Origin of the sequence: Nostoc sp. TCL26-01 (assembly GCF_013393945.1) — a bacterium.
GTDB lineage: Bacteria > Cyanobacteriota > Cyanobacteriia > Cyanobacteriales > Nostocaceae > Trichormus.
Genome location: NZ_CP040297.1, coordinates 5,239,405 through 5,262,177 on the forward strand (window position 1 = coordinate 5,239,405; position 22,773 = coordinate 5,262,177).

Here is a 22,773-nt window from a genome sequence, read left to right on the forward strand (position 1 = left end):
TCTAGATGTCAGTCTAAGGCCAGCCGTGGTGTTTATGGTCTGTTGTGCAACATTAGTCAATAGTCAATGGTCAATGGTCAGAGGCAATAGTCATTAGGCAATAGGCAAGAGTCATTATTTTTGAATTTTGCGAAAAGTTCTGAAGGCGGGTTTCCCGCCGTAGGAAACTTTTCAAGACGAATTTTGAATTTTGAATTGATGTCTCTCCCTCACTCCTTCTTCTGCTCTTGCCCTTCTTGCAATGACCAAATGTAGGGTTTGTCGTAGGTAACGCTACCGTTATCTAGGGTTGTTAATTGGAAGTTAGCCCCGCGAAAATTTGTGTAGTTGATTTTAGCGCCTTTCAAGTTGGCGGCTAGTAAATTTGCGCCGATGAAACCAGCGTAAGATAGGTCTGCGTTGACTAGTGATGCTGATTTGAGATTTGCGCCTAATAAGGAAGTACGAGTTAAGTTTGCGGATTCTAGGTTTGCTGATTCTAGGTTAGTGCCTGTTAGGTCTGCATCGGTAAGATTCGTTTGGGATAAAATTGCTCCTTTGAGGTTGGCTTGTCGCAGATTTACCTTCGATAAATCCAGTTGTGAGAGATTAGCACCACTCAAATCGCACCGAGGACAAATACCAGAGGCTTTCAATTGCTCTACATCTCTTTGATTTAGGGCTAATGCTTGCTGTGCCAACCCGAAAGAAGCTAGAATAGTCAAAGCAGCAATTACATTGAGTTTCATGTTGTTGTTAAGTATTAATATCGATGACAAATTCTACCCAATATTATTCTTACACGCTATTAGATGATTTTCTCAGTAAATAACGAGAATGAAGCGGTAATGAAGAACTTGTGAAAATACTATAAATTGTGCTTATAACAGTGGTCAATTATTCTTTTAGGATCTAGAATCGATTCGTAAGCAACTATACAGAACAAATTATAGTCTACCACCTATATCAGCCCCCTGACCGGAACATGATAAACTGTCAGGGGGTATTAATTTGTCTAGTTTTACAGCAACGGTAAGATGACAGTAAAAGTTGTACCCATCCCTGCTTCACTGTTAACTATAATCTCGCCACCGTGGGCATCAACACATTTTTTGACAATTGCCAGTCCTAAACCGGTGCCGGCGATACCACCAACATTTTCGCCGCGATGGAAAGGCTGAAATATTTGCTTTTGGTCTTCTGGAGAAATACCGATTCCCCAATCTTGAATCCTAAACATCACCGCATTTTCTTGAGCAGTTAATTCAAAGTTGACTCTCCCACCTGGTAATGAATACTTAATGGCATTGCCGAGCAAATTACCTAGAATGTGTCGCAGGAGGGTTTCATCTAGTAACACCTCATTGGCTGTGCCTGTATGGGTGAAAACTACGGTTAAGTGCTTTTCTCCTATAGTTAATTGAGCTTCTTCGACTAGTTGGCGACAAAAGGCTACTAAATCGATGGCGATAAGTTCACATTGCAGCTTGCCAGCATCAGCTTTACCGATGAATGACACTTCATCTAACATCTGTGCCATATTTTTGATGGCAGCACGAATCATCTGTAAGTGAGAGTGTTTTTTCTCGGTGCTTAATCTGTCTTCGTTGTTTTGCAGTAACCCAGCTGCCAAGAGGATCGTATTCAAAGGATTACGGATGTCATGAGAAAGCATTGAGACAAACTCAGATTTAAACTGATTGATTTCTTGTGCTTTCACCAGTTCAGCAGTCCGTTCTTCAACTCGGTGTTCGAGAAGTAGATTACTGGTACGCAACATTTCCAAAGCTTGCTTGCGCTCAATGGCATAACATACAGAGCGAACTAAGACTTGGACATTTACCTGTCGCTTGACTAGATAATCTTGCGCCCCTTGTCGAACTGCGGCGATCGCTAAATCTTCATCGTTCGTGTTTGTCAGCACTACAATTGGTACACTAGGGGCGCGACTGATCAACACAGGCAGAGATGACAACCCCTGACTATCGGGTAGGGTCAGGTCTAACAAAATCACATCATAGCTGCCATGACTGAGTTCGTTAACTGCTTCCTGGAGTCGCTTCACATGAACCAGAATAAATTGATGGGAATCAGCTTGACGCAAATATTCTTGTAATAACCTAGCTTCTGCTAGATTGTCCTCAATTAATAAAATTTTCAACGAGATTCCAGCCATAATCTTCTGAGTTCACCCCCTGGGAAGTGGTGAGTTGTGAGTGCTGAGTGAGAGAGTGGTGAGTGCCAAGTGCTGAGTAAAGAGTGAGGGAGTGAGGGAGTGAGGGAGTGAGGGAGTGAGAGAGTGAGAGAGTGCTGAGTGCTGTTCGCCCTTGGCGTTCCCGAAGGGTGTGCTGTTAGCGGTAGCGGGGCGTTTAGCCCGTGCTGAGTGAGGGAGTAGTAAGTGGTGAGTACAAGACCAATGACTATTGCCTATTGCCCCTATTGCCTATTGCCTATTGCCTATTGCCTATTCCCTATTCCCTATTCCCCATTCCCTATTGCCTATTCCCTATTGCCTATTCCCTCACTCCGGTGGCAAAGTGACGGTGGATAACCAAAACTCCTCTATGCCTTTGACTATTTGAAATAGCTGAGTGAGGTTGCGGGATTTGGTGATGTAGCAGTTGACGTGCAAGTTGTAGCTGTGGAAGATGTCGTCTTCGTTGCGGGAGGTAGTCAGCACAACTACCGGAATGCGTTTGAGTGTGGGATCGGCTTTTATTTCCGCTAAGACTTCTCGACCATCTTTTCTGGGCAAGTTTAAATCCAATAAGATTAAGTCTGGACGCAGAGCATGGGTATATTCACCTTCTTGGCGAAGATAGGCCATCGCGTCCATACCATCCCTAACTGTAACCACTTGATGTGGTATTAGGCTATTTTTAAATGCTTCTTGGATTAGGCGGATATCAGCTTTGTTATCTTCCACTAAAAAGATTGTTTTGTGTTTTTCTGCCGTTTCGACGCTCACGCTCACGTCCTCCAACTGGGATTGTAAAGTAGAAGGTTGCACCTTGACCGAGTTGGGATTCTACCCAGATTCGCCCCCGGTGGCACTCGATAATTTTTTTACAGATGGCTAACCCCATACCTGTACCAGCGTACTCGTCTCGTGTGTGCAGGCGTTGGAAGATGACGAAAATGCGATCGCTAAATTGTGGGTCAATGCCGATACCATTATCTTGGACTGAGAATAACCACTCATCTTCTAGTCTTTCTGCACCAACATGAATCTGGGGTGGTTGTTCACTCCGGAACTTAATCGCGTTGGCAATCAGGTTCTGGAATAGCTGCATGAGTTGAGTACTGCCAGCCATCACCGTCGGTAAGGGGTCATGGGTAACTGTTGCGCCTGTTTCGGCAATTTTTTGACGTAGGTTGCTCAGGGCTTTTTCTAAGGCTGTTTCTACTTCTGTGAGTTGAAAAGCGATCGCTTGAGTATCTACTTTAGAGTATGCTAAAACGTCATCAATGAGGGTCTGCATCAGGCTGACACCTTCAACAGCATAGGTGATAAATTCGTTAGCATCTTCGTCTAGCTCATTTTGATAGCGCATTTCTAACAACTGGACGTAATTTGCTACTTGATTTAGAGGTTCTTGTAAATCATGGGAAGCTACGTAAGCAAACTTTTTCAATTCAGCGTTAGAACGTTCTAAATCTTGCGCTAATTGTGCTAATTCATCTGCTTGACGCAAGACAATATTCACAATGGCTTTGCGCAATTCTAATGCAGCTCTAATTTCTACATATCGCCAAGATAGAGAGGTGAGGCGTACTGTCTCTTTCCACAATTCAAAAGATTTACGGGGACACAAGCGTACATTCCCTTCTGACTGGTTAACCTCAAATGCTTTATGAGGATCACCACCCCAGTTAACAGTTTGAATTACTTCTGGACGGAACCACAGCACATAATTACGGCGAGAAATGGGAATTGCCAACAATCCACTAGCAACGTTCTTATATCTTTCGGCATCTGGATAAAGTTGAGCTAGAGAATCAGTATAGAAGACTTCTTCCTCGACGTTATTTTTTAACCACTGCACCAAGAAAACCAAATCTTCTTCTTTGGGAGTTTCCCCAATTAAGGTAAAGTTGTCGCCAAAACAGACAGCTGCCCCTTGAGCGCTAGTTAAATCTAACAAGTTTGGCTGATGTTTAACTAAACCATCAATAAAGTTTTCTTCCTGTGACATATACTCAACCAAAAGTGATTGAATATGTGTCAAATTCATCCGATAGTCGTAATCTTCTGTTTCTTCTCTGGCAGAAATTTCCGCAAATATGACTCTTCCTAAAAATTCGCAGGCTTTGCGTAATTCATAGGAAACTAATTTTGGTGATTGATGGTGACAAGCGATTAATCCCCAGAGTTTTTGGTCTTTGATTAAAGAAATGGTCAAAGACGCGCCCACCCCCATGTTGTGTAAGTATTCTAAATGACAGGGGGCAGCACTTCTGAGAATTGAGTTAGTTAAATCGATGGGGCGATCGCTGATCGGATTATATGCTGGTAACATCTGGACAGCTTGGGCATGAGCATTGGGAATAATCCGGATGGCATTAGAAGTAAATAATTTTCTCGCTGGTTTGGGGATGTCTGATTCTGGATAGTGCAGTCCTAAATATGGTTCTAAGTTATCCAGTTTTTCTTCAGCGATGACTGAACCATGTCCATCGTCATCAAATTTATATAACATCACTCGGTCAAAACCAGTAACTTTCCGCACTTCCTGAACAATTACTTGGCAAAAATCTCGTAAATTGGCTGATGCTTGTAACTGACTAATGGAAGCTTTTGCCAGATGATAAAAGCTTAAAAAGGGGATATTTTCTTGAGTAATTGCCGGTTCTAATTCTAAAATCAAGAATCCTTCTGGATTCCGGTGGAAAACCGCATCAAATACTACGTAATCATCACCCTGTTTCCGCACCCAAAGTTTAGTAGGATTGATAAATTCTAAATTTCCTGATGATAAACCTGCTTTAATTCTCTCAATTTGAAAAGAATCTAGTAAGTCTTCTAACTTTTTCTGTAAGATATTTTCTGCATTAATCTCAAAAACATCCCAAGTATTATTGCTAACTTGTAATATTTTTAGCTCAGGTTCTTCTAAAACCAATAGTACTCCGTGGGGTTGCACCTGACTGGAAAGATGAATTGGTGCTTCTTTTAAACTAATTACATTAATGTTGGGTGATGCTACATCAATTTTCATAACTATCCTCACTCATTCTTTAGTATTATCAAAGTTAGCTTAGATATATTTTTGGGGATTTCTAGGGTTAGTTACTTACCTTACGTAAATGACAAATTACATACACTGCTTGCGCTTTACAGTGTAACAGCCAGCAAACATACATAGAGATAAGAAATATAAAAAATATGTGATTGAATACACCGCGTATATGTCGCTATGTAAAGCAAGTAAAAAATTACAATTTAACAAAAGATATAGTGAAATGTTGTGATTTTTGTACTTACTTGTATGAGATGGGTATAGGGTTGGGGGAGTGAGTCAGAAATCTTTTTAGTAATTTGGTTTGAATATCTAAATTTTTGGCAAAAATCAAACCGGATTATTATATGAAGGCCGGAAGAAATTACCCCAGCGATTTTTGCAACAAAACTGTGTTTGATGGCTAAACCAATTATTTCGACAAAACGACTCAGCAAACGGTTCATGCACTGGTTGCTGCAAGAAAACAGAAAAGAGAAAGAAGGCCCCTATCGCAAGGAAGAAGCCCATCGTCAGCATTCTTGGTGGCAAGTCATGTGCTTGACTGGTGTGGATTATTTTTCTACCCTTGGTTATCAACCTGGGATTGCCGCACTAGCAGCCGGCGCTCTTTCTCCTATCGCTACCTTCATTTTGGTGCTACTCACACTTTTTGGCGCATTGCCCATCTATCGCCGCATTGCTGCCAAAAGTCCTCACGGTGAAGGTTCTATTGCCATGCTGGAGCATTTACTATCTTGGTGGCAAGGCAAATTACTAGTGTTGTGTTTACTTGGCTTTGTGGCAACTGATTTTATTATTACCATCACCCTCTCAGCTGCCGATGCCACAGCCCATATTATCGAAAATCCTTTAACGCCCAGTCTACTCCACAATCAGACCATCCCCATCACCATTGTGCTAGTAGCGCTACTGGGGGCAGTTTTCTTAAGAGGTTTTCGGGAAGCGATTGGTATTGCCGTAGTTTTGGTGGGTGCTTATCTGCTGTTAAACCTGATTGTAATCGGTGTTGGGCTACAACAAATTCTCATTCATCCATCAGCGATCGCCAACTGGCAAGCTGCACTTTTTGCACGTCACTCGAATGTTTTCGTCATTATCGGCATAGCTATTTTGTTATTCCCCCGGTTAGCCTTGGGATTATCTGGCTTTGAAACAGGTGTCACCGTCATGCCTCTTGTGGAAGGTAGCAGTAGCGACACTGTAGAATACCCCAGAGGCAGGATTCGCAATACCCGCAAATTACTGACGACGGCGGCGGTGATTATGAGTTTTTTCTTACTCACCAGCAGCTTTATCACCACCCTACTGATTCCCGCCGCCGAATTTGCCTCTGGAGGTAAAGCCAATGGACGCGCCCTAGCGTATCTGGCACATTTATACTTAGGTAATGGCTTTGGTACAATCTATGACCTAAGTACCATTTCGATTTTGTGGTTTGCCGGAGCATCGGCCATGGCAGGACTACTGAATATTGTCCCACGCTACCTGCCACGCTACGGCATGGCTCCTAACTGGGCATTGGCAAGTAGACCTTTAGTTTTAGTCTATACAGCGATCGCTTTTGTCGTCACAATTATCTTTAGAGCTAATGTCGAAGCTCAAGGTGGTGCTTACGCCACAGGTGTGTTGGTGCTGATTAGTTCGGCAGCATTTGCTGTTACTCTCTTTGCCCATCGTCAGCGCTCTGCTAAAGGTAAAGTAGTTTTTGGTTGCATTACAGTTGTCTTTATCTATACAACTATTGTCAACATCATTGAAAGGCCAGAAGGGATTAAAATTGCCGCCTTTTTCATCGGGGCAATTATTTTTACTTCCCTAGTTTCGCGGGTTTGGCGTTCCACAGAACTGCGAGTAGAACAAGTCGAAGTTGATGAAAATGCCCGTCAATTCATTACTGAAGCCAGTCTAGGTGCAATTCGTCTCATCGCTAATAGATTAGGTGATGGCGGTGAACAAGAGTATTTTTTCAAAGAAAAAGAAGTCCGGGAAGACAATCACATTCCACCAACAGATTCAGTCATCTTTTTGGAAATAATGATTTCCGATGCTTCCGATTTTGCCGATGTGATCAAAGTCAAAGGTTTGCAAGTTGGTAATTATCGCATCTTACGAGCTGAAGGCGCAGCCGTACCCAACGCCATTGCCGCAGTACTGCTGTATATTCGTGATCAAACAGGTAAAATTCCCCATGCCTATTTCGGCTGGGTAGAAGGCAACCCCATACAATACCTATTACGTTTCATTTTGTTTGGCGAAGGTGATATCGCTGTAGTCACCCGTGAAGTACTCCGCCGTGCTGAACAAAATCCACACAGAAGGCCAGGTATTCATGTGGGAGGATAATATCAATTGAAAATTTAACTCTCTCTGTGCCTCCGTGCCTTTGTGGTTAAATAATTCTTTTTTATCACAGAGACACAGAGTTGAGTGCTAAAACTGGACATTATACTTATCAGCTAGTTCGGACAGCTTTTCATACTGCTGAATGGCTGCTTCCGTAATTAATGCTTTTGCCTCTTCTGGTGTGCGACCATTTTCCGGGATTAAATACTTAATATAAAGAGCGACAAAATCAACCATAATTGCCGAACCTACCAACCCATGACTATCAGCTTCCTGTCCTGCCATAGCTGATACTAACCCAGCTTTAATTGGGTCTGATTTTACCTTCATAAATTGATCAATAATTTGCCAAATATACTCATTTGGTATGAGATTTTCTAACTTAGTTTTGTCGGGGATAAATTCTAACCCTGCGGCTCTAGACTGTTCTACAACACACCATTCTGTAAATTCTTGCAGTGCTGCTTCTGGAAGTTTGGGAAGATATTTGTGTAGTTCTAAATCTGGCATCAGCTTACCTTATAATTTTCAATTTTGTAGGAGTGCATTAAGCCAAGACTAGCGCACTGTTTCTAGAGATTTTAGTGCGTTACGCTACGACTGGTTATTATTTCTCTACATACCTGGTAATAACTTCCTTCCAGGCTAAGTATCCTTGACCATTTAAATGTAACCCATCTAAAGTATATTGAGAATCTAACTGATTATTATGATTTGCTAAATGAGAAAATATATCTATATATTCATATTGGAATTCTTGTGCTAACTCTTTTAGTCCTAAATTGAGTTTAATTATATTATTATTATCCTGGAGAAAATGAGTTTGGTTATTCACGGGTAAAACGCTTTGGATAAAAACTTTTGTCTTGGGAGTTTTATGATGAAACTCCGTCAAAATACTTTTGTATATTTTCAAGATATCTACTGTTGATTTATTCTCAAATATCAAATCATTGATACCTATCATCAAGAAAATTTTTTGTGGTTTTGCTTCTAACAATTTATCAATTCTCTTTAATACGCCCTCTGTTGTATCACCACTAATTCCCCGATTTTTGATATTACTATTATTAAATAACTCTGCCCACTCACCTTCATCTGTTATGCTGTCTCCCAAAAATATGATATCCCTTTCGGAGTAAGCTAAGATGGCAAATTGACTTTCTTTGTGTTCATGGAACACTGAATAACTAACAGATGTCTTTGTATTGAACAGACTATTAATTTTTTGAGATAAATATATAAATCCTCCTTTTTTATGAATAAAGAAAATCATTAAAAATAAAAATATAATATTCAATAAAATTGAAGCATTTAACAATAAAGACATTTTGATTTTCATAAAAAACTATTGAGTCATATTATTTGCATTACCAAACTTCATAAATTGTTGTACACGCTGCTCAACTTTCTCTGATAAATTAGCATCATCTGCATCAAACCACTCAATTTGTGGATATGCTCTAAACCAAGTACGTTGACGCTTGGCGAATTGTCTTGTATGTAAAATAGTTAATTCTTGCGCTGCTGCTAAAGAAATATCACCAGCTAAATATTGCTTAATTTCTTGATACCCCAAAGTATTTAACAAAGGCAAGTCGTCTCCATATTTTTGACACAGATATTCAACTTCAGCCACTAAACCATCTTGGATCATTTGCTGAGTGCGATCGCCAATACGCTGTGCCAATTTTTCCATATCGCAATCTAACCCAATCTGCAAAATTGGATAATCTGGAGGATTTTCTCCTTGCTGTTCTGAAATAGGATTTCCAGTTATATAAAATACTTCTAATGCTCGTAAAGTCCGCACAGGATCATGAGGATGAATTTTCTGTGCAGCTACGGGATCGACTTGTTGCAGCATCCCGTAAAGCGTTTTTTGACCGAAAGTTTCGAGTTGCGATCGCAATTCTTGATCCGGTGCAACTCTAGGAATCTTCATCCCTTGCACAATCGAACGTATGTATAAACCAGTACCACCAACTAAGAACAGAGGAGAAACAGCCAGAGAGTTAATTAAACTTTGTGCTTGTTCTTGATAGTCAGCAACCGTCATTGTTTCTGTCGGCTCGCAGATATCTATGAGATAATGTGGGACTAATTTTTGTTCAGTCCAGTTTGGTTTAGCTGTACCAATATTAAACTCGCGGTAAACCTGACGAGAATCAGCACTCAAAATTGCCGAACCTAACCCCATAGCCAAGTTCAAAGCTAAACCAGATTTCCCTGTCGCCGTAGCACCACAGATTACGATTAATTGAGTCATTGGTCAATAGTCAATAGTCAATAGTCAATAGTTAGCACTCATTACTCAGCACTCCCCCACTCCCCTCATATGTGTTAACGCTTTTGTGCTATAATCTTGAGGCATTTTGCTATTTTTTGGGTTTAACTGAAGTCTCATAGGAAAAATGCGAGTAGGCAAATTTATTGATAGACCCGTGTTCTTAGACTAGACGCTACCAGATATTAGTCTCTCCTACTCAAAATTTGTAGAGTATGTTATAAATCTGTGAAATTTGAAATATTCAAGCAAATAATTCAAAAAACTTATAGGGTTACAACCCCTATATAAACTTCTCACAAAATTGCCCTACAGTCGCCTCTAAGGCTTTTGTGTTAAAATTTTGGTATGATTTGACTTTTAAGCCATTGGGCAATCTCAACCCCACGCATCAGGAGAATTTTCATGACGAGCAGTTACAGTGCCGATCAGATTCAAGTTCTGGAAGGTCTGGAAGCCGTCCGCAAACGACCGGGGATGTACATCGGAACTACCGGCCCGCGAGGACTCCACCATTTAGTTTATGAGGTGGTAGATAACTCTATAGATGAAGCATTAGCAGGTTACTGTACTCACATAGAGATTGACCTGAATGCGGATGGTTCGGTGACTGTCACAGATGATGGTCGAGGTATTCCCACAGATACTCACTCACGCACAGGAAAATCGGCTTTAGAAACTGTGTTAACCGTGCTGCACGCCGGTGGAAAGTTTGGCGGTGGTGGTTACAAGGTTTCTGGAGGATTGCACGGGGTTGGTATTTCTGTAGTCAACGCCTTGTCAGAAATTGTAGAAGTTACAGTCTGGCGAGACAAAAAAGTCCATACCCAGCGCTACGAACGGGGTGTCCCTGTCACTGAATTAATCGCCAAGCCAGAGAAAGAAGCCAGAACTGGCACTTCTGTCACCTTCAAGCCAGACGCACAAATTTTTACTACAGGGACTGAGTTTGATTACATCACTCTATCAGGTCGCTTACGTGAGTTGGCGTATTTAAATGCAGGGGTAAAAATTACTTTTACTGATAATCGTTTAGAAATCATCAAAAGCGACACACCCAAAGTAGAAACTTACGAATACAAGGGTGGGATTAAAGAATATGTTGCTTACATGAATCGTGAGAAGCAACCACTGCATGAGGAAATTATCTATGTGCAGGGAGAACGCAACAATGTACAAGTGGAAGTTTCCTTGCAGTGGTGTACTGATGCTTACACAGATAATGTGTTGGGTTTTGCTAATAATATTCGGACTGTTGACGGTGGAACCCACTTAGAAGGATTGAAAGCAGTTCTGACTCGGACGTTAAATGCGATCGCCCGCAAACGCAATAAAATTAAAGAAAATGAACCTAATCTCAGTGGTGAACACGTCCGTGAAGGTTTAACCGCCGTCATTTCTGTCAAAGTCCCCGATCCCGAATTTGAAGGACAAACTAAAACTAAACTCGGTAACACCGAAGTGCGAGGGATCGTTGATTCCTTAGTAGGGGAAGTCCTCACCGAATATCTAGAATTTCATCCTGGGATAGCCGACTCAATTTTAGATAAAGCTATTCAAGCTTTTAAAGCCGCAGAAGCAGCTCGTCATGCAAGGGAATTGGTTCGGCGTAAGTCAGTCCTAGAATCTTCCCCTCTACCAGGGAAACTCGCAGATTGCAGTTCCCGTGATCCCGGCGAGTCCGAAATCTTTATCGTCGAAGGCGATTCCGCCGGTGGGAGTGCCAAGCAAGGACGCGATCGCCGTACCCAAGCCATCCTCCCGCTACGTGGTAAAATCCTCAACATCGAGAAAACTGACGATTCCAAAATCTACAAAAACAACGAAGTTCAAGCGTTAATTACAGCTCTTGGTTTAGGGGTGAAAGGTGAAGAATTTGATTCTTCCCAGTTACGTTATCACCGTATTGTGATTATGACTGATGCTGACGTAGATGGGGCGCACATCCGCACACTTTTATTGACCTTCTTTTATCGATATCAGCGATCGCTAATTGAGCAAGGCTTCATCTACATAGCTTGCCCACCGTTGTATAAAGTAGAACGGGGACGCAACTATGAGTATTGCTATAGCGATCGGGAACTACAAAATGCACTCGCTAAATTCCCAGCTAATGCCAACTACACCATCCAACGTTTCAAAGGTTTAGGTGAAATGATGCCAGAACAACTCTGGACAACCACCATGAACCCAGAAACCCGCACCCTCAAGCAAGTAGAAATTGAAGATGCCGCAGAGGCTGACCGCATCTTTACAATTTTAATGGGCGATCGGGTTGCACCCAGACGAGAATTTATTGAAACCTACGGTTCTAAACTCAACCTAGTAGATTTAGATATCTAACCCAAGTTGCCAGCTAACTATTTAGCACCAAGAGTCATATAAGTGTGGCTGATGATGAATGGGTAATTGATGTTAACCAATTACCCATTCATTTTTTCATCCCCAATCCCCAACCAAATTCTCGAAACTACCTCGTTAGGATGAGGGAGGTCAGCATAGTTTTCATAACTATTGTCAATAAATCTCTACTTAATGAAGTTTCACTAAAGCTATGCCAGTAAGTCACGGCTTATTAGTAAGGTCCCTTTTCCATGTTCTGGGAATGAGTTGTTTAATCACGTTGTCTGCCTGTACTCAGCCAACAGTGGAAACCCCCGTATCAACAGTTCCTCCCAATGCTTCCACACCCGTATCAACAGTTCCTCCCATTACACCAACACCAGCCAACACAACTGCTAACCGTAATTTGGCAGAACTGGCAAGTGCAGCAGTTAGCCAAGGACAGTTTCAAACGTTAACAAAAGCAATACAAGCCGCCGGTTTAACTGACCAGTTGACCACACCAGGCCCATACACCGTATTTGCACCCACTGATGCAGCTTTTGCCGCTTTACCAAAAACGACTCTCGACAATCTCCTCAAACCAGCCAATAAACAACAATTAATTAAGCTTTTGGCTTACCACGTCTTACCAGGAAGATTTACCGCCAGTCAACTCCAATCAGGGCAAGTCAAAACAGTCGAGGGTAGCCCCGTCACTATCAAAGTTGATTCATCCAGCCAAGCAGTCACAGTCAATAGGGCCAAAGTAACTCAGGCTGATATCCCAGCTAGCAATGGTATTGTTCACGTAGTAGACAAAGTTATCCTACCTGCCAACTTTCCGGCTAGTGTCAACACAACACCGACACCGCAATAAATCAACCAACACACCAAGGCAATATTTCCCTATTGGTATCAAGCTAGTTAGTAGCAATCCATGATCGGGAAATTTTCTTGTCTTTTTTAGTTAGAGAAAATTGTTTGATAATATACATAAAGAATCTTCATTTAAATCATCGTTAACTTTCCAGATAACTAATGCACACAAAATACACCCTGTCAAGCAGCAAAAACGTTATTTATATTTTTTTTATAATTTATTTAATTAATGTACAATAAAATACCTTGCACCTAATTCGTAAGTACTACCACAAGTTAGAAAAGTATTTGTTATGCTTGTAAGGCAAAGCTCTACTTTGTCTAAGCAGGTAAAATAGACTTCAGTATTTTTCAAATTGAAGGTTGCAAGGTAACAATATTCTCTTTGATTGATGTGATTGGTTTCACAAATTTATTATGTGGAGCTTATTTGCAAATAGTTTCCTCCCGAACAGGGTAAAAGGCAACTAGGTGTCTGCAATACACAGATTACAATCAAAAACACAGTGCTATTAACTTGTTAACATTCCCTTATTTCATCTTTGAAAAGGACACTACTTTGTTTATATTCGATAAACTTTTGCTCTAAGCCAACAAATATCTGTAATCTTCAGTGCCAAACTCCTTTTTAATTGATTAAAATATCGTTGGATACAATAACAAGAGTTTGTCAAGATTCAGAAGGTGGAAATATCGGTGGTGCGCTACTGTGTAGATAAGACTAGATTAGTTAAACCTCAGCTTCTAGCCACTTGGCTAGTCCATACATACCCAATAAATATGGAGTGCAGGTGATTAAAACGTAACAAAATGAAGTCATTGCAAGCAAGCACTATCTATCTTGGTGCATAGCATTTTGTCAGAAATTCAGCCCAATTCTCCGGACTGATTTATTTATGAAGGAAATGTGAAAATGGGTGTGTTCATGATTTCTGCCTAAACTAACATGAAATGCACTATTTGTAAGTAATTTGCGTTTCACACAGCACCCAAAATTGTGTAAAGCAAACTTTAATTTTCTGAAGATGTGAGGACAGTGCCACTACAATTGCAAAAAGCTTGAGAGAAAATCTCAGGGTATACAGTTACCATTTTCAATCCCTTTTTGAGATCAGTGGCTTAACCTTGCTCAATCAGTTCATGATTAATACACAAAAAGAGTGCAATTGGGAGCATCCACTTTTGGAAGATATACAGGTTCTGGGAGAATATAACAACAGATAAAACAGTGTGGATGACTTACCATGAACCAGGATAAACAAGAAAGAATCAAAGCCTGTTTACAAGAATTGTCAACACTACTGTATGAAGAAGCAGATAAAAGTAAGCTGACAGACCTCGAAAGTATAGAAAAAACAGTTCGGAGTCAAATATTAGAACTAGTCAGTCCAGAAATAGCCCTTTTTTTATCGAACAAAAAACTGGAACAAAAGTAGGTAAAACCAGGAAAATTAAAAGCTTAGTGGGGGAACTGACTCTTAAAGCCAAACAGTTACAGAAACTGGGTTTGAAGCCAAGAACCCGGTTAAGTCCATTACTTCAAAAGTGTTGTTTAAGGCTGTCAGCTAACGAATCATACCAAAAAGCAGAAATTGAAGTTGAGGCATTGACAGGAGTCAAAGTGGGTCACTCAACGCAACAAAAATTAGTGCTGTCACAAGATTTTCAACTACCATTTGCAAAACAAGCAGTTTCAGAAGTCAGTGTAGATGGAGGAAAAGTCCGACTCAGAGGTAAACCGAAAGCAGGCTGTTACTGGCGAGACTATAAAACCGTTCGTCTGCAAGGGATTTACTATGGTGCGTTTTTTGATGACAACCAATCATTAGTTGATTATGTCAATAGCCAACGTCTGGTTAACCCGTTAGTGTGCTTGGGGGATGGTCATGATGGCGTGTGGAATCTAGTCAAAGAGTTTGGTAAAACAGAAAATTTTGAGCGTTGGGAAATCTTGGATTGGTATCACCTCAAAGAAAATCTCTATAAAGTTGGTGGTTCTTTAAAACGGCTTAAAGCTGCTGAAACGCTGTTATGGCAAGGTCAGATAGAAGAAACTCAAGCTTTATTTCTTCATTGTCGAGGTAAACAAGCGAAGAACTTCATTGCTTATCTTGAAAAACATCGCTCTCGTCTTGTCAATTATGCCTATTACCAGGCTGAACAACTTTGTTCTATTGGTTCTGGCGCAGTTGAATCTGCTATTAAACAAATTGGTGCGAGGATTAAAATTTCTGGCGCACAGTGGAATGTTGATAGTGTTAATCACATCCTCTCTATTCGTTGTGCTTATCTCAATGGTTTATTAGCTATTTGAGTCTTTCTGCCAAAAGTGGATGCTCCCGTGCAATTTCTGTGAAACAGGCTACAATCGGAACAGTCTTTATAAGAAAATATGCCAACAGTCATAACTCATTTGTATGGGGTGGTAAATTTTTTTATCAAGACAAGTCTTTGTTTCAAACAAGTCGGTTAAAAGTTATATGCGGTAGCAGAACTTTTGGCTTGTAATCTAGTGATTAAGTCAGCATCAAATGCGACTTTATACACTCAGTAATAGCTCTTCCCAAGAAAGAGCAAAACTTCCGAAAAATATTAGGGAAACTAACTTGAACACCCCTATCTTCGGTTGTCAACTAGCTCTATTTAACAAGAGCAGTAAAAACATCTTGAGTAATTGATTCTGCAAGGAGCATGAGGAACGCGGCATGAACCAGGCTAACAACGTACTCGACAGCATTTATCAGCCTGACCTAGAAATGATGAATCAGCCTGATATCGAGTTAGAGGACCTCTTGATAGAAGAAGACGAGGACTTGTTACTCGCTGATGAAGGCGAAATCGATGAGTTTTTAGAGCCTCAGTCTGATGAGGACGACGCAAAGTCTGGAAAAGCCGCTAAATCGCGTCGTCGGACACAAAGCAAGAAAAAGCACTACACCGAAGATTCGATTCGTTTGTATCTGCAAGAAATTGGACGAATTCGCCTATTACGAGCAGATGAAGAAATTGAGTTGGCGCGGAAAATTGCTGATTTACTGGAATTAGAAAGGATTCGGGAAAGACTATCAGAGAAGTTGGAACGCGATCCTCGTGACAGTGAATGGGCCGAAGCTGTACAACTACCATTGTCAGCGTTTCGATATCGTCTGCACATTGGTCGCCGCGCTAAAGACAAGATGGTGCAATCGAACTTGCGCCTTGTAGTGTCAATTGCCAAGAAGTACATGAATCGCGGCTTGTCATTCCAAGACTTGATTCAAGAAGGCAGTCTTGGTTTGATCCGTGCGGCTGAGAAGTTTGACCACGAAAAAGGTTATAAGTTCTCCACCTACGCTACATGGTGGATTCGTCAGGCAATTACTAGAGCGATCGCTGACCAATCCCGGACAATCCGTCTACCAGTTCACCTCTACGAAACCATCTCCCGCATCAAGAAAACCACTAAGTTGCTGTCTCAAGAAATGGGACGCAAGCCGACAGAAGAAGAAATCGCCACTCGTATGGAAATGACCATCGAGAAACTACGGTTTATCGCTAAATCTGCCCAATTACCAATCTCGTTAGAAACACCCATTGGTAAAGAAGAAGATTCCCGCTTAGGTGATTTCATCGAATCCGATGGCGAAACCCCAGAAGACCAAGTTTCTAAAAATCTTCTCCGTGAAGACTTAGAAAAAGTCCTCGACAGCCTCAGCCCTCGTGAACGTGATGTCCTCAGACTCCGTTATGGTTTAGATGATGGTCGGATGAAGACTTTAGAAGAAATTGGACAAATATTTAACGTTACTCGTGAACGGATTCGGCAAATTGAAGCTAAAGCCCTACGTAAATTACGCCATCCCAACCGCAACAGTGTTCTTAAAGAATATATTCGCTAGTCAGTTGTCAGTAGTCAGTTGTGATGACTATTGACTACTGACAAATAACTTAAAAGCCTGGAACAGCATTAGCTATTCCAGGTTTTTATTTATGTTTTATCGAACAGAATTCAGTAGTCAGGAGACAGAATTCAGGATGAATTCTGTGCGACTGTAGGATCTAGCTTGCTTCTGTGTTGGCGTTAGCCTCTAGTAGAGAAGGATATTCTGAATTCTTCTTCAATATCAACTTTTCTAGGACTTAGAGAATGCCCCAGAAGTGTAAAAAACCTTGACCAGAAAATAGTTCAATCAATGCGGCTGCTAAAAAGCCGATCATTGCTAAACGACCATTCCAGATTTCTGCTTGGGGGGTAAATCCCCAGCGCCAAGCATTACGGTCTTCAACTACGGGAGCAGAGAATTTTGTTGTGTCTGTCATGATTAGCACTCCAAACTGAGTTTGCTAAGGATTATTGCCGTATGTAAATTAATATAACAATTTTTTTCGGGAGCGCAACATTTATTTATACTTTTCTGGCTATAAATTCACCATAAGAGTTAGACCTACATAGCAAAACCTTTGCTACATCTATCGATAAGTAGAATTAGCCCGCACAAAATCTTATATCTATTGATACTAGTTATCAATTATTGTAGCAACCTACTGGCTGTTTACTCAGTATCTAATTGCTTATAAGACTAAGCAAAGATTTATGAGTGACTGAATCTTTCTAGTAACTATTCGCATTTAATGCAGATATCTGAGAACTTAGACAAAAGCTAGGTTATACCATTTCACGTTAATCATGATACACATAAATTATGTAGAGACGTTGCATTGCAACGTCTCTACTGTTCACATTTAAAGGAAATTGGTATTACTTCTGAAGTAGCTGCTTCCCTAACCAGCTATGATTTCATTTTGAATGGCCTATCTGTCGCAAACATTTTTTGATTTGGTATAACTAGGTCTGCAACAGTTTTGGTATGATAGCCATCCCCCAAAAACCCCAAAAAATGACCATTGAGGAATATTGGGAATGGTAACCCCAGCAAGATATTCGCTATGAGCTTTCGTATGACGGCGTTATATTGGCAAAATAAGTTTAAATCATTATGATTTTTGATATCGCATTCCCGGAAGTTGGGAAACCAAACCCATCAATTCCAACTGTAATAAAGTACTGGAAACTGAACCAGCATTCATACCTGTTTGTTGAATAATTAAATCAAAAGGTAAAGCATCACAAGCGATAACATCAAGTACTTGTTGCAGTTCTGGCGATAGATTTGGTAAGCTTAAATGCTCAGGTATTGGTGATTTATCTACTAAATCCAGCTGTGGTATTGCTCCTAGCATTTTTAACAATTCATCTAGTTCTTTGAGAATTAAAGAAGCACCTTGATTAAGTAACTTTAAACAGCCTTGGGATGGATGATCATCGAGTCTTCCTGGTAGGGCGTAAACATCTCTACCAAAATCATTAGCATAGGTAGCTGTAATTAAAGCACCGGACTTGATAGGTGCTTCCATGACTAAAATGGCACGACTTAACCCAGCAATGATTCTATTACGGCGGGGGAAATGAGTGCGATCTGGTGGAGTTTTGGCGGGATATTCACTGACGACTAAACCAGCAGTTAGAATTTGCTGATACAAATCCCGGTTTTTGTGGGGATAGATGACATCGACACCTGTACCTAAAACAGCGATTGTACGTCCACCCGCTTTCATAGCGGCGCTGTGACTGACTGTATCAATTCCCTCCGCCATCCCAGAAACTACTGTGAAGCCATTTTTGGCTAAAGCTGTGCTAATTTGCCGAGTCCACCGGATACCATATTCTGTGGGTTGGCGCGTTCCCACAATGCCAACTAAGGGTTTGTGTGCCAGATTTTCTGACAGGTCTACTTCCCCGCGATAGTACAAAATTGGCGGTGGACTGGGGGTTTCCAAAAGCAAGCGGGGATAGTCTGTATCGGCTGGTGTCCAGAAATAGGGATTTTCTTGTTCGTGTTGGCTGAGGAATTTTTCTGGATCAAGACGCGATCGCTGTTGTATAGTCTTCTCTAATGTCTGCACACCAAAACCCTCAACTTCTCCCAACTGAGCTTTGGTGGCGTTCCAAGCTGTAGCTAAACTACCAAAATGCTGCTGGAGTCTTCGCAACAAAACCGGCCCAATGCCCGAAATCTTTGTCCAAGCCAGCCAATACGCTCTTTCTTCTGCCACCTTTCTATCCTCACACCCACTGGGTTGAGTATTCCCAAATTTCAGCAATATTCATTAATCCTCTCTTTCTGTTGCGTGTGTCTGTTCCCTAGTTTCCATAAAGTCATCAGAAAACTGATTTAAGCTATCAATTAAAGTTTCCCAAGGATTTTCTTTAGAAATTAATACAACAGCATTACCTATTTTTTTGATATACACTTCATTCCCTGAAAATATATATTCTTTGGGGAGAATTACTGATTGATTGTCGTCATTTGTCGATAATTTGGCAGTATTCATCAGTTTTGCTTCTTGAGTGACTGTATATTTATTGTGCGATAACTAGTTCTAGTTTTTGTAGAATTCGTACTCTAAATTCTGCATACGCGACTTTGAACTACTTCATTTAACCCCGTCTTCTGGTTGCCAAATATACCAATTATACCAGTGACGCACTGCTAACCAAACAGCAGAGAGTAAACCTGCAATACTCAAAGTTAAACCACTATAAGGGACTAATAATCCGAAAACTGGTAGTATTGCCCCAGCGATGGTACAAATAATAGCAGCCAGAGAAGCACCACGATGCTTACCCAAGCCCCACGCTAGGGTGAGCATAATCAGGGAAATTATTGTCCAAGCTAACTGAGCATCCATGAAGCGGCTAAGATAGGTCAAAGCTAATAAACAAGCAAAGAAAATACTACCAGCGATCGCTACATTTTTTAAACTCATTGGCAAAGAAAAATACAGCAATAAAATCCACCAGAGAAATAATCCTGGTGCTAACAGTAATAGCCGGGGAAGAATCCCTGTCTGCTTAACAGGATTAGTGTTGGTGAATACGCCAAAGGGATTTTTGACAGAAACATTATCATCAAATATCCAAGTATATTGAGTGCTGCGTCCATCAACTTTCGTAGCACTGGGGACAATTCCACTAGCAAAATCAGCGCCGGCAAAGTTAGCAATGGTTGTGAGACGAAAGTTAGAGAGTAATTGTCCGCCACTACTATAAACCCAGCGTGGCCCCCCTTGCGCTTGATAAGTTAGACGAAAGCTGGTTTCTTGTCCTGGTTCTAGAGTAAAGGCAAAGTTATAGTTGTCCGGGTTGATGGGTTCTAATCTGGTGCGATTTTGCTCTACTTTATAGTTAGAAAGCAGTGAATAACCGTTGGGTGGCGGTGCTTCAAACACAAAACTCTTAATATCTTTGAGGCGATTGACGACTTTATAATCTGCACTATAGTCCACACGATAAATGGAACTGCGTCCTTGCACATCCGTGCTTTGTTCCAACTTGACTTGAATTTGTGAACCAGCTAAGGAAAGAAAGCGGTTGACTTGCTGCGTATCATTAACTTTAACTATTTTGCCATTGACTTGGGTGTTGTAAGAATATGGCTCTTGAGTGACATAGCGTACTTGCGGTGAAATTTGTTCTAACTTATCACCAGCAACACTTTGAGCTATCTGAGTAACTTTTGCCTGTTCCCAGTGATGATAACGATTACTCAAAGTAGAACAGAAAAAGAATCCTGTGACTAATAAAATTAATACCAAGGCTAAATGTTCCAATCCCCGTAGGATTTGGGAGTAGTGAATCGTCCACTCACCGAGAAAAATAGCCTGTTCTGATTTATTATACCGGGAAGCAAAACTAATAAGAGCGATCGCTATTCCTAATACCAATACTAAAAATACTATGAGTAGAGAAGCTTTGAGGAGTTCAGAACCAATCTGAATTAATTCTGTCGGATGTGTTAAATCGGGTAAACCGGGAATACCCTGACTAGTAGAGAACATTAGTAGTTTTTTTACATGATTTACACACCCAGACTGATGAAAACGCGGAAAAGTTTCAGTTAAACGCTAATGCTGTGTAACTTCCTTGCTCAGTATTGGCTTGGATAGAGAGATAGAAGTAAAAAGTTACTTTTTCTAAAGGGTGTTGACACCCCTTGTTTTTTTATGTATCTTCAAAGTATATACGTCAAACAAACGATTATTGAAAAAGTTTTGCTGCGGAAACACAAAATCGTGTGTATAGATCGCTAATACAGCGTCGGGAGAAGATGATGACAGCAGTTGTAGCTAAATGGGGAAACAGTTTAGCTGTTAGGATTCCTAGATCGATAGCTGAACAAGCTCACGTAACTGAAGGAACAGATATCAATTTTAGTGTTGAAGGCAATAGCATAGTAATTACACCAAAGAGACGAAAAAAATATACGCTTGATGAGTTACTTGAAGGGATGACCCCTGATAATTTTCATCCAGAATTTGAAACAGGTGACGCTATGGGGAATGAAGCTTGGTAGTGAAGCCGCCTTACTTTCCCAATAGAGGAGACATTGTTAAATTAGAGTTTGGCTCTGCACAACAGTTCACTGCTGAATCAATTCAACGTGTATTTACCCTTCGTAATTCTGGAATGTCATTTGATGATATTGCCATAACACTAAATAACAAGCTACAACAACAAGGGCGTGAGCAAACTGGCTATCGCCCTGTTCTTGTTATATCTCCAATTAAGTATAATCAAATGGCTTCTTTAGTTTTAGCTTGTCCTATAACCACTAACCCAAAGGGGCTTAAGTTTGAAGTTCCCCTTATTGAAGGAATGAAAACAAAAGGGGTTGTGTTAGCAGATCAAATTAAAACACTAGATTGGAAAGCTAGAAAAGTAAAATTTGTTGAAAGTGTAACAGAAGATTTAATAGAAGAAGTACAAGCAAAACTCGAAACATTAATTTTATAGAAAAAACAATGGCTCTCCCAGACTTGGGTTGATAAATTAATACTAAAGAATGGCTAAAGCGATTGATATAACAAGGATTGTCTAAAATAGAATCAAAGATTTAATAAGAATTTAATTTATTCCTCTTAAATCCCAAACTCTGTAAGGATTTAACCTGATATCAAGTATTAATTTGTTATAGCTAGTCTAAGAGAGCCAAAACAATTGTGTTAATTACGAGTTGAATACCTTACCCTCATTGCATTTTGCCTCGATGTCGTCATATTTAGATATCACGACATTTCTACACCAGAATCTATAACAATAGAAATCAGCACGGAATTTGTAATTGCTTCTTGCGGGATATAAATGCGGAAGTGCGTTACTCCGGTAGAAGTAACGCACAAGATGAGATCACGTCTTGCAAGTTTCAATTGTTATTAAATGTTTCTACCAACCAAAACCTTTTTTTAATCCATATATTGCAAGCCCAACAACAGCACCTGCTGCTACAACTGGCGCTGCTCCGATACCAATTGCAACCCCAGCAGCAGGAGCGAGTACACCAATCCCCCCCAATGTTACAGCAGCACCTCCACCGACTACAGCTCCGCCTGCTGCAAATGCTGCTGCTTCGCCAAGGTTCTCATTCATTATTAATACCTCCTATTTTTATATCTATTTTCTCAAGACTATGTTTTATATCGCATCGCATTTCTACTGTAATTAAAATAATTTTTTTATGAACCACAATTAATAGTCAAAAGCTATTGGTAATCTTCTCTTTATTTTTGAAATGCTTTAATAATCCCAATAAGTAAAACACAAACCCAAAAAGGTAGGGTAATTGGAATACATATAGCTATTATCACAATGATAATTAACACTAAAAAAACTGGCATTTT

19 protein-coding genes are annotated in these 22,773 nt (G+C 40.6%); 7 read left to right on the top strand and 12 right to left on the bottom strand.

Annotated elements, in window-relative coordinates; translation table 11 throughout:
- Positions 1–209: 209 nt before the first annotated feature.
- From FD725_RS22605 to FD725_RS22620, 4 genes are all read right to left on the bottom strand, one after another.
- On the bottom strand, positions 210–728 hold the full coding sequence (locus FD725_RS22605; protein ID WP_179050226.1) for a pentapeptide repeat-containing protein: 519 nt from the start codon (positions 726–728) through the stop codon (positions 210–212).
- Between the two features lie 272 nt (positions 729–1,000).
- Positions 1,001–2,155 carry a hybrid sensor histidine kinase/response regulator gene (locus FD725_RS22610; protein ID WP_179050227.1) on the bottom strand — a complete coding sequence of 385 codons (1,155 nt, stop codon included), beginning with the start codon at positions 2,153–2,155 and terminating at the stop codon, positions 1,001–1,003.
- A gap of 345 nt (positions 2,156–2,500) precedes the next feature.
- Entirely contained in the window at positions 2,501–2,947 is a 447-nt protein-coding gene (locus FD725_RS22615) for a response regulator (protein WP_179050228.1), read from the bottom strand.
- The gene (locus FD725_RS22620) at positions 2,895–5,198 is read right to left on the bottom strand and encodes an ATP-binding protein (protein ID WP_179050229.1); all 2,304 of its coding nucleotides are present in this window, start codon (positions 5,196–5,198) and stop codon (positions 2,895–2,897) included. The genes FD725_RS22615 and FD725_RS22620 overlap by 53 nt, the downstream gene beginning before the upstream one ends.
- A 420-nt stretch (positions 5,199–5,618) precedes the next feature.
- On the opposite strand from FD725_RS22620, the gene FD725_RS22625 reads away from it, so the two are divergent.
- Positions 5,619–7,565 carry an APC family permease gene (locus FD725_RS22625; RefSeq protein WP_179050230.1) on the top strand — a complete coding sequence of 649 codons (1,947 nt, stop codon included), beginning with the start codon at positions 5,619–5,621 and terminating at the stop codon, positions 7,563–7,565.
- Between the two features lie 87 nt (positions 7,566–7,652).
- Here the strand turns inward: FD725_RS22625 and FD725_RS22630 are convergent, their stop codons facing one another.
- The 3 genes from FD725_RS22630 to miaA all read right to left on the bottom strand — a co-directional run bounded on the left by FD725_RS22630 (position 7,653) and on the right by miaA (position 9,834).
- On the bottom strand, positions 7,653–8,075 hold the full coding sequence (locus FD725_RS22630; RefSeq protein ID WP_179050231.1) for a hypothetical protein: 423 nt from the start codon (positions 8,073–8,075) through the stop codon (positions 7,653–7,655).
- Positions 8,076–8,172: 97 nt separating this feature from the next.
- Positions 8,173–8,895 (bottom strand): GDSL-type esterase/lipase family protein, encoded by a 723-nt coding sequence (locus tag FD725_RS22635; RefSeq protein ID WP_256871712.1) that lies wholly within the window; start codon positions 8,893–8,895, stop codon positions 8,173–8,175.
- An 18-nt stretch (positions 8,896–8,913) separates the two neighbouring features.
- On the bottom strand, positions 8,914–9,834 hold the full coding sequence (gene miaA / locus FD725_RS22640; protein WP_179050233.1) for a tRNA (adenosine(37)-N6)-dimethylallyltransferase MiaA: 921 nt from the start codon (positions 9,832–9,834) through the stop codon (positions 8,914–8,916).
- A 423-nt stretch (positions 9,835–10,257) separates the two neighbouring features.
- Here miaA and gyrB point away from each other — a divergent pair, with 423 nt between their 5' ends.
- From gyrB to rpoD, 4 genes are all read left to right on the top strand, one after another.
- Positions 10,258–12,195, top strand: coding sequence for a DNA topoisomerase (ATP-hydrolyzing) subunit B (gene gyrB, locus FD725_RS22645; protein WP_179050234.1), 1,938 nt, complete (start codon positions 10,258–10,260; stop codon positions 12,193–12,195).
- Between the two features lie 211 nt (positions 12,196–12,406).
- Complete coding sequence (locus tag FD725_RS22650; protein ID WP_179050235.1) at positions 12,407–13,054, top strand: fasciclin domain-containing protein; 648 nt, start codon at positions 12,407–12,409, stop codon at positions 13,052–13,054.
- 1,246 nt (positions 13,055–14,300) lie between these two features.
- A protein-coding gene (locus tag FD725_RS22655; protein WP_179047673.1) for an ISKra4 family transposase occupies positions 14,301–15,370 on the top strand; the annotation gives its coding sequence in 2 pieces (ribosomal slippage) (positions 14,301–14,457 and positions 14,457–15,370; 1,071 coding nt in all).
- A gap of 391 nt (positions 15,371–15,761) precedes the next feature.
- Positions 15,762–16,934 carry an RNA polymerase sigma factor RpoD gene (gene rpoD, locus FD725_RS22660; RefSeq protein ID WP_179050236.1) on the top strand — a complete coding sequence of 391 codons (1,173 nt, stop codon included), beginning with the start codon at positions 15,762–15,764 and terminating at the stop codon, positions 16,932–16,934.
- A 241-nt stretch (positions 16,935–17,175) separates the two neighbouring features.
- Here rpoD and FD725_RS22665 read toward each other — a convergent pair whose 3' ends face one another.
- The 4 genes from FD725_RS22665 to FD725_RS22680 all read right to left on the bottom strand — a co-directional run bounded on the left by FD725_RS22665 (position 17,176) and on the right by FD725_RS22680 (position 20,934).
- Positions 17,176–17,355, bottom strand: a complete 180-nt coding sequence (locus FD725_RS22665) for a chlorophyll a/b-binding protein (RefSeq protein WP_179050237.1) — start codon at positions 17,353–17,355, stop codon at positions 17,176–17,178.
- A gap of 675 nt (positions 17,356–18,030) precedes the next feature.
- The gene (gene dprA / locus FD725_RS22670; RefSeq protein ID WP_179050238.1) at positions 18,031–19,149 is read right to left on the bottom strand and encodes a DNA-processing protein DprA; all 1,119 of its coding nucleotides are present in this window, start codon (positions 19,147–19,149) and stop codon (positions 18,031–18,033) included.
- Between the two features lie 54 nt (positions 19,150–19,203).
- Positions 19,204–19,428 (bottom strand): antitoxin, encoded by a 225-nt coding sequence (locus FD725_RS22675; protein ID WP_179050239.1) that lies wholly within the window; start codon positions 19,426–19,428, stop codon positions 19,204–19,206.
- Between the two features lie 102 nt (positions 19,429–19,530).
- Positions 19,531–20,934: a hypothetical protein gene (locus FD725_RS22680; RefSeq protein WP_179050240.1), complete on the bottom strand. Its 1,404-nt coding sequence runs from the start codon at positions 20,932–20,934 to the stop codon at positions 19,531–19,533.
- A gap of 272 nt (positions 20,935–21,206) precedes the next feature.
- Between FD725_RS22680 and FD725_RS22685 the strand changes: the two genes are divergently transcribed.
- A complete protein-coding gene (locus tag FD725_RS22685; RefSeq protein WP_179051651.1) occupies positions 21,207–21,449 on the top strand; it encodes an AbrB/MazE/SpoVT family DNA-binding domain-containing protein in 243 nt (80 codons plus the stop codon).
- Complete coding sequence (locus FD725_RS22690) at positions 21,449–21,889, top strand: type II toxin-antitoxin system PemK/MazF family toxin (RefSeq protein WP_179051652.1); 441 nt, start codon at positions 21,449–21,451, stop codon at positions 21,887–21,889. The genes FD725_RS22685 and FD725_RS22690 overlap by 1 nt, the downstream gene beginning before the upstream one ends.
- A gap of 429 nt (positions 21,890–22,318) precedes the next feature.
- Here FD725_RS22690 and FD725_RS22695 read toward each other — a convergent pair whose 3' ends face one another.
- The gene (locus tag FD725_RS22695) at positions 22,319–22,522 is read right to left on the bottom strand and encodes a hypothetical protein (RefSeq protein WP_179050241.1); all 204 of its coding nucleotides are present in this window, start codon (positions 22,520–22,522) and stop codon (positions 22,319–22,321) included.
- Positions 22,523–22,773: the final 251 nt, after the last annotated feature.

Excerpts from the sequence above, each read along its gene's own strand:
- FD725_RS22605 (WP_179050226.1), bottom strand. The coding sequence starts at position 728 with ATGAAACTCAATGTAATTGCTGCTTTGACTATTCTAGCTTCTTTCGGG.
- FD725_RS22610 (WP_179050227.1), bottom strand. The coding sequence starts at position 2,155 with ATGGCTGGAATCTCGTTGAAAATTTTATTAATTGAGGACAATCTAGCA.
- FD725_RS22620 (WP_179050229.1), bottom strand. The coding sequence starts at position 5,198 with ATGAAAATTGATGTAGCATCACCCAACATTAATGTAATTAGTTTAAAA.
- FD725_RS22625 (WP_179050230.1), top strand. The coding sequence starts at position 5,619 with ATGGCTAAACCAATTATTTCGACAAAACGACTCAGCAAACGGTTCATG.
- FD725_RS22630 (WP_179050231.1), bottom strand. The coding sequence starts at position 8,075 with ATGCCAGATTTAGAACTACACAAATATCTTCCCAAACTTCCAGAAGCA.
- FD725_RS22635 (WP_256871712.1), bottom strand. The coding sequence starts at position 8,895 with ATGTCTTTATTGTTAAATGCTTCAATTTTATTGAATATTATATTTTTA.
- miaA (WP_179050233.1), bottom strand. The coding sequence starts at position 9,834 with ATGACTCAATTAATCGTAATCTGTGGTGCTACGGCGACAGGGAAATCT.
- gyrB (WP_179050234.1), top strand. The coding sequence starts at position 10,258 with ATGACGAGCAGTTACAGTGCCGATCAGATTCAAGTTCTGGAAGGTCTG.
- FD725_RS22650 (WP_179050235.1), top strand. The coding sequence starts at position 12,407 with ATGCCAGTAAGTCACGGCTTATTAGTAAGGTCCCTTTTCCATGTTCTG.
- rpoD (WP_179050236.1), top strand. The coding sequence starts at position 15,762 with ATGAACCAGGCTAACAACGTACTCGACAGCATTTATCAGCCTGACCTA.
- FD725_RS22665 (WP_179050237.1), bottom strand. The coding sequence starts at position 17,355 with ATGACAGACACAACAAAATTCTCTGCTCCCGTAGTTGAAGACCGTAAT.
- FD725_RS22675 (WP_179050239.1), bottom strand. The coding sequence starts at position 19,428 with ATGAATACTGCCAAATTATCGACAAATGACGACAATCAATCAGTAATT.
- FD725_RS22680 (WP_179050240.1), bottom strand. The coding sequence starts at position 20,934 with ATGTTCTCTACTAGTCAGGGTATTCCCGGTTTACCCGATTTAACACAT.
- FD725_RS22685 (WP_179051651.1), top strand. The coding sequence starts at position 21,207 with ATGACAGCAGTTGTAGCTAAATGGGGAAACAGTTTAGCTGTTAGGATT.
- FD725_RS22695 (WP_179050241.1), bottom strand. The coding sequence starts at position 22,522 with ATGAATGAGAACCTTGGCGAAGCAGCAGCATTTGCAGCAGGCGGAGCT.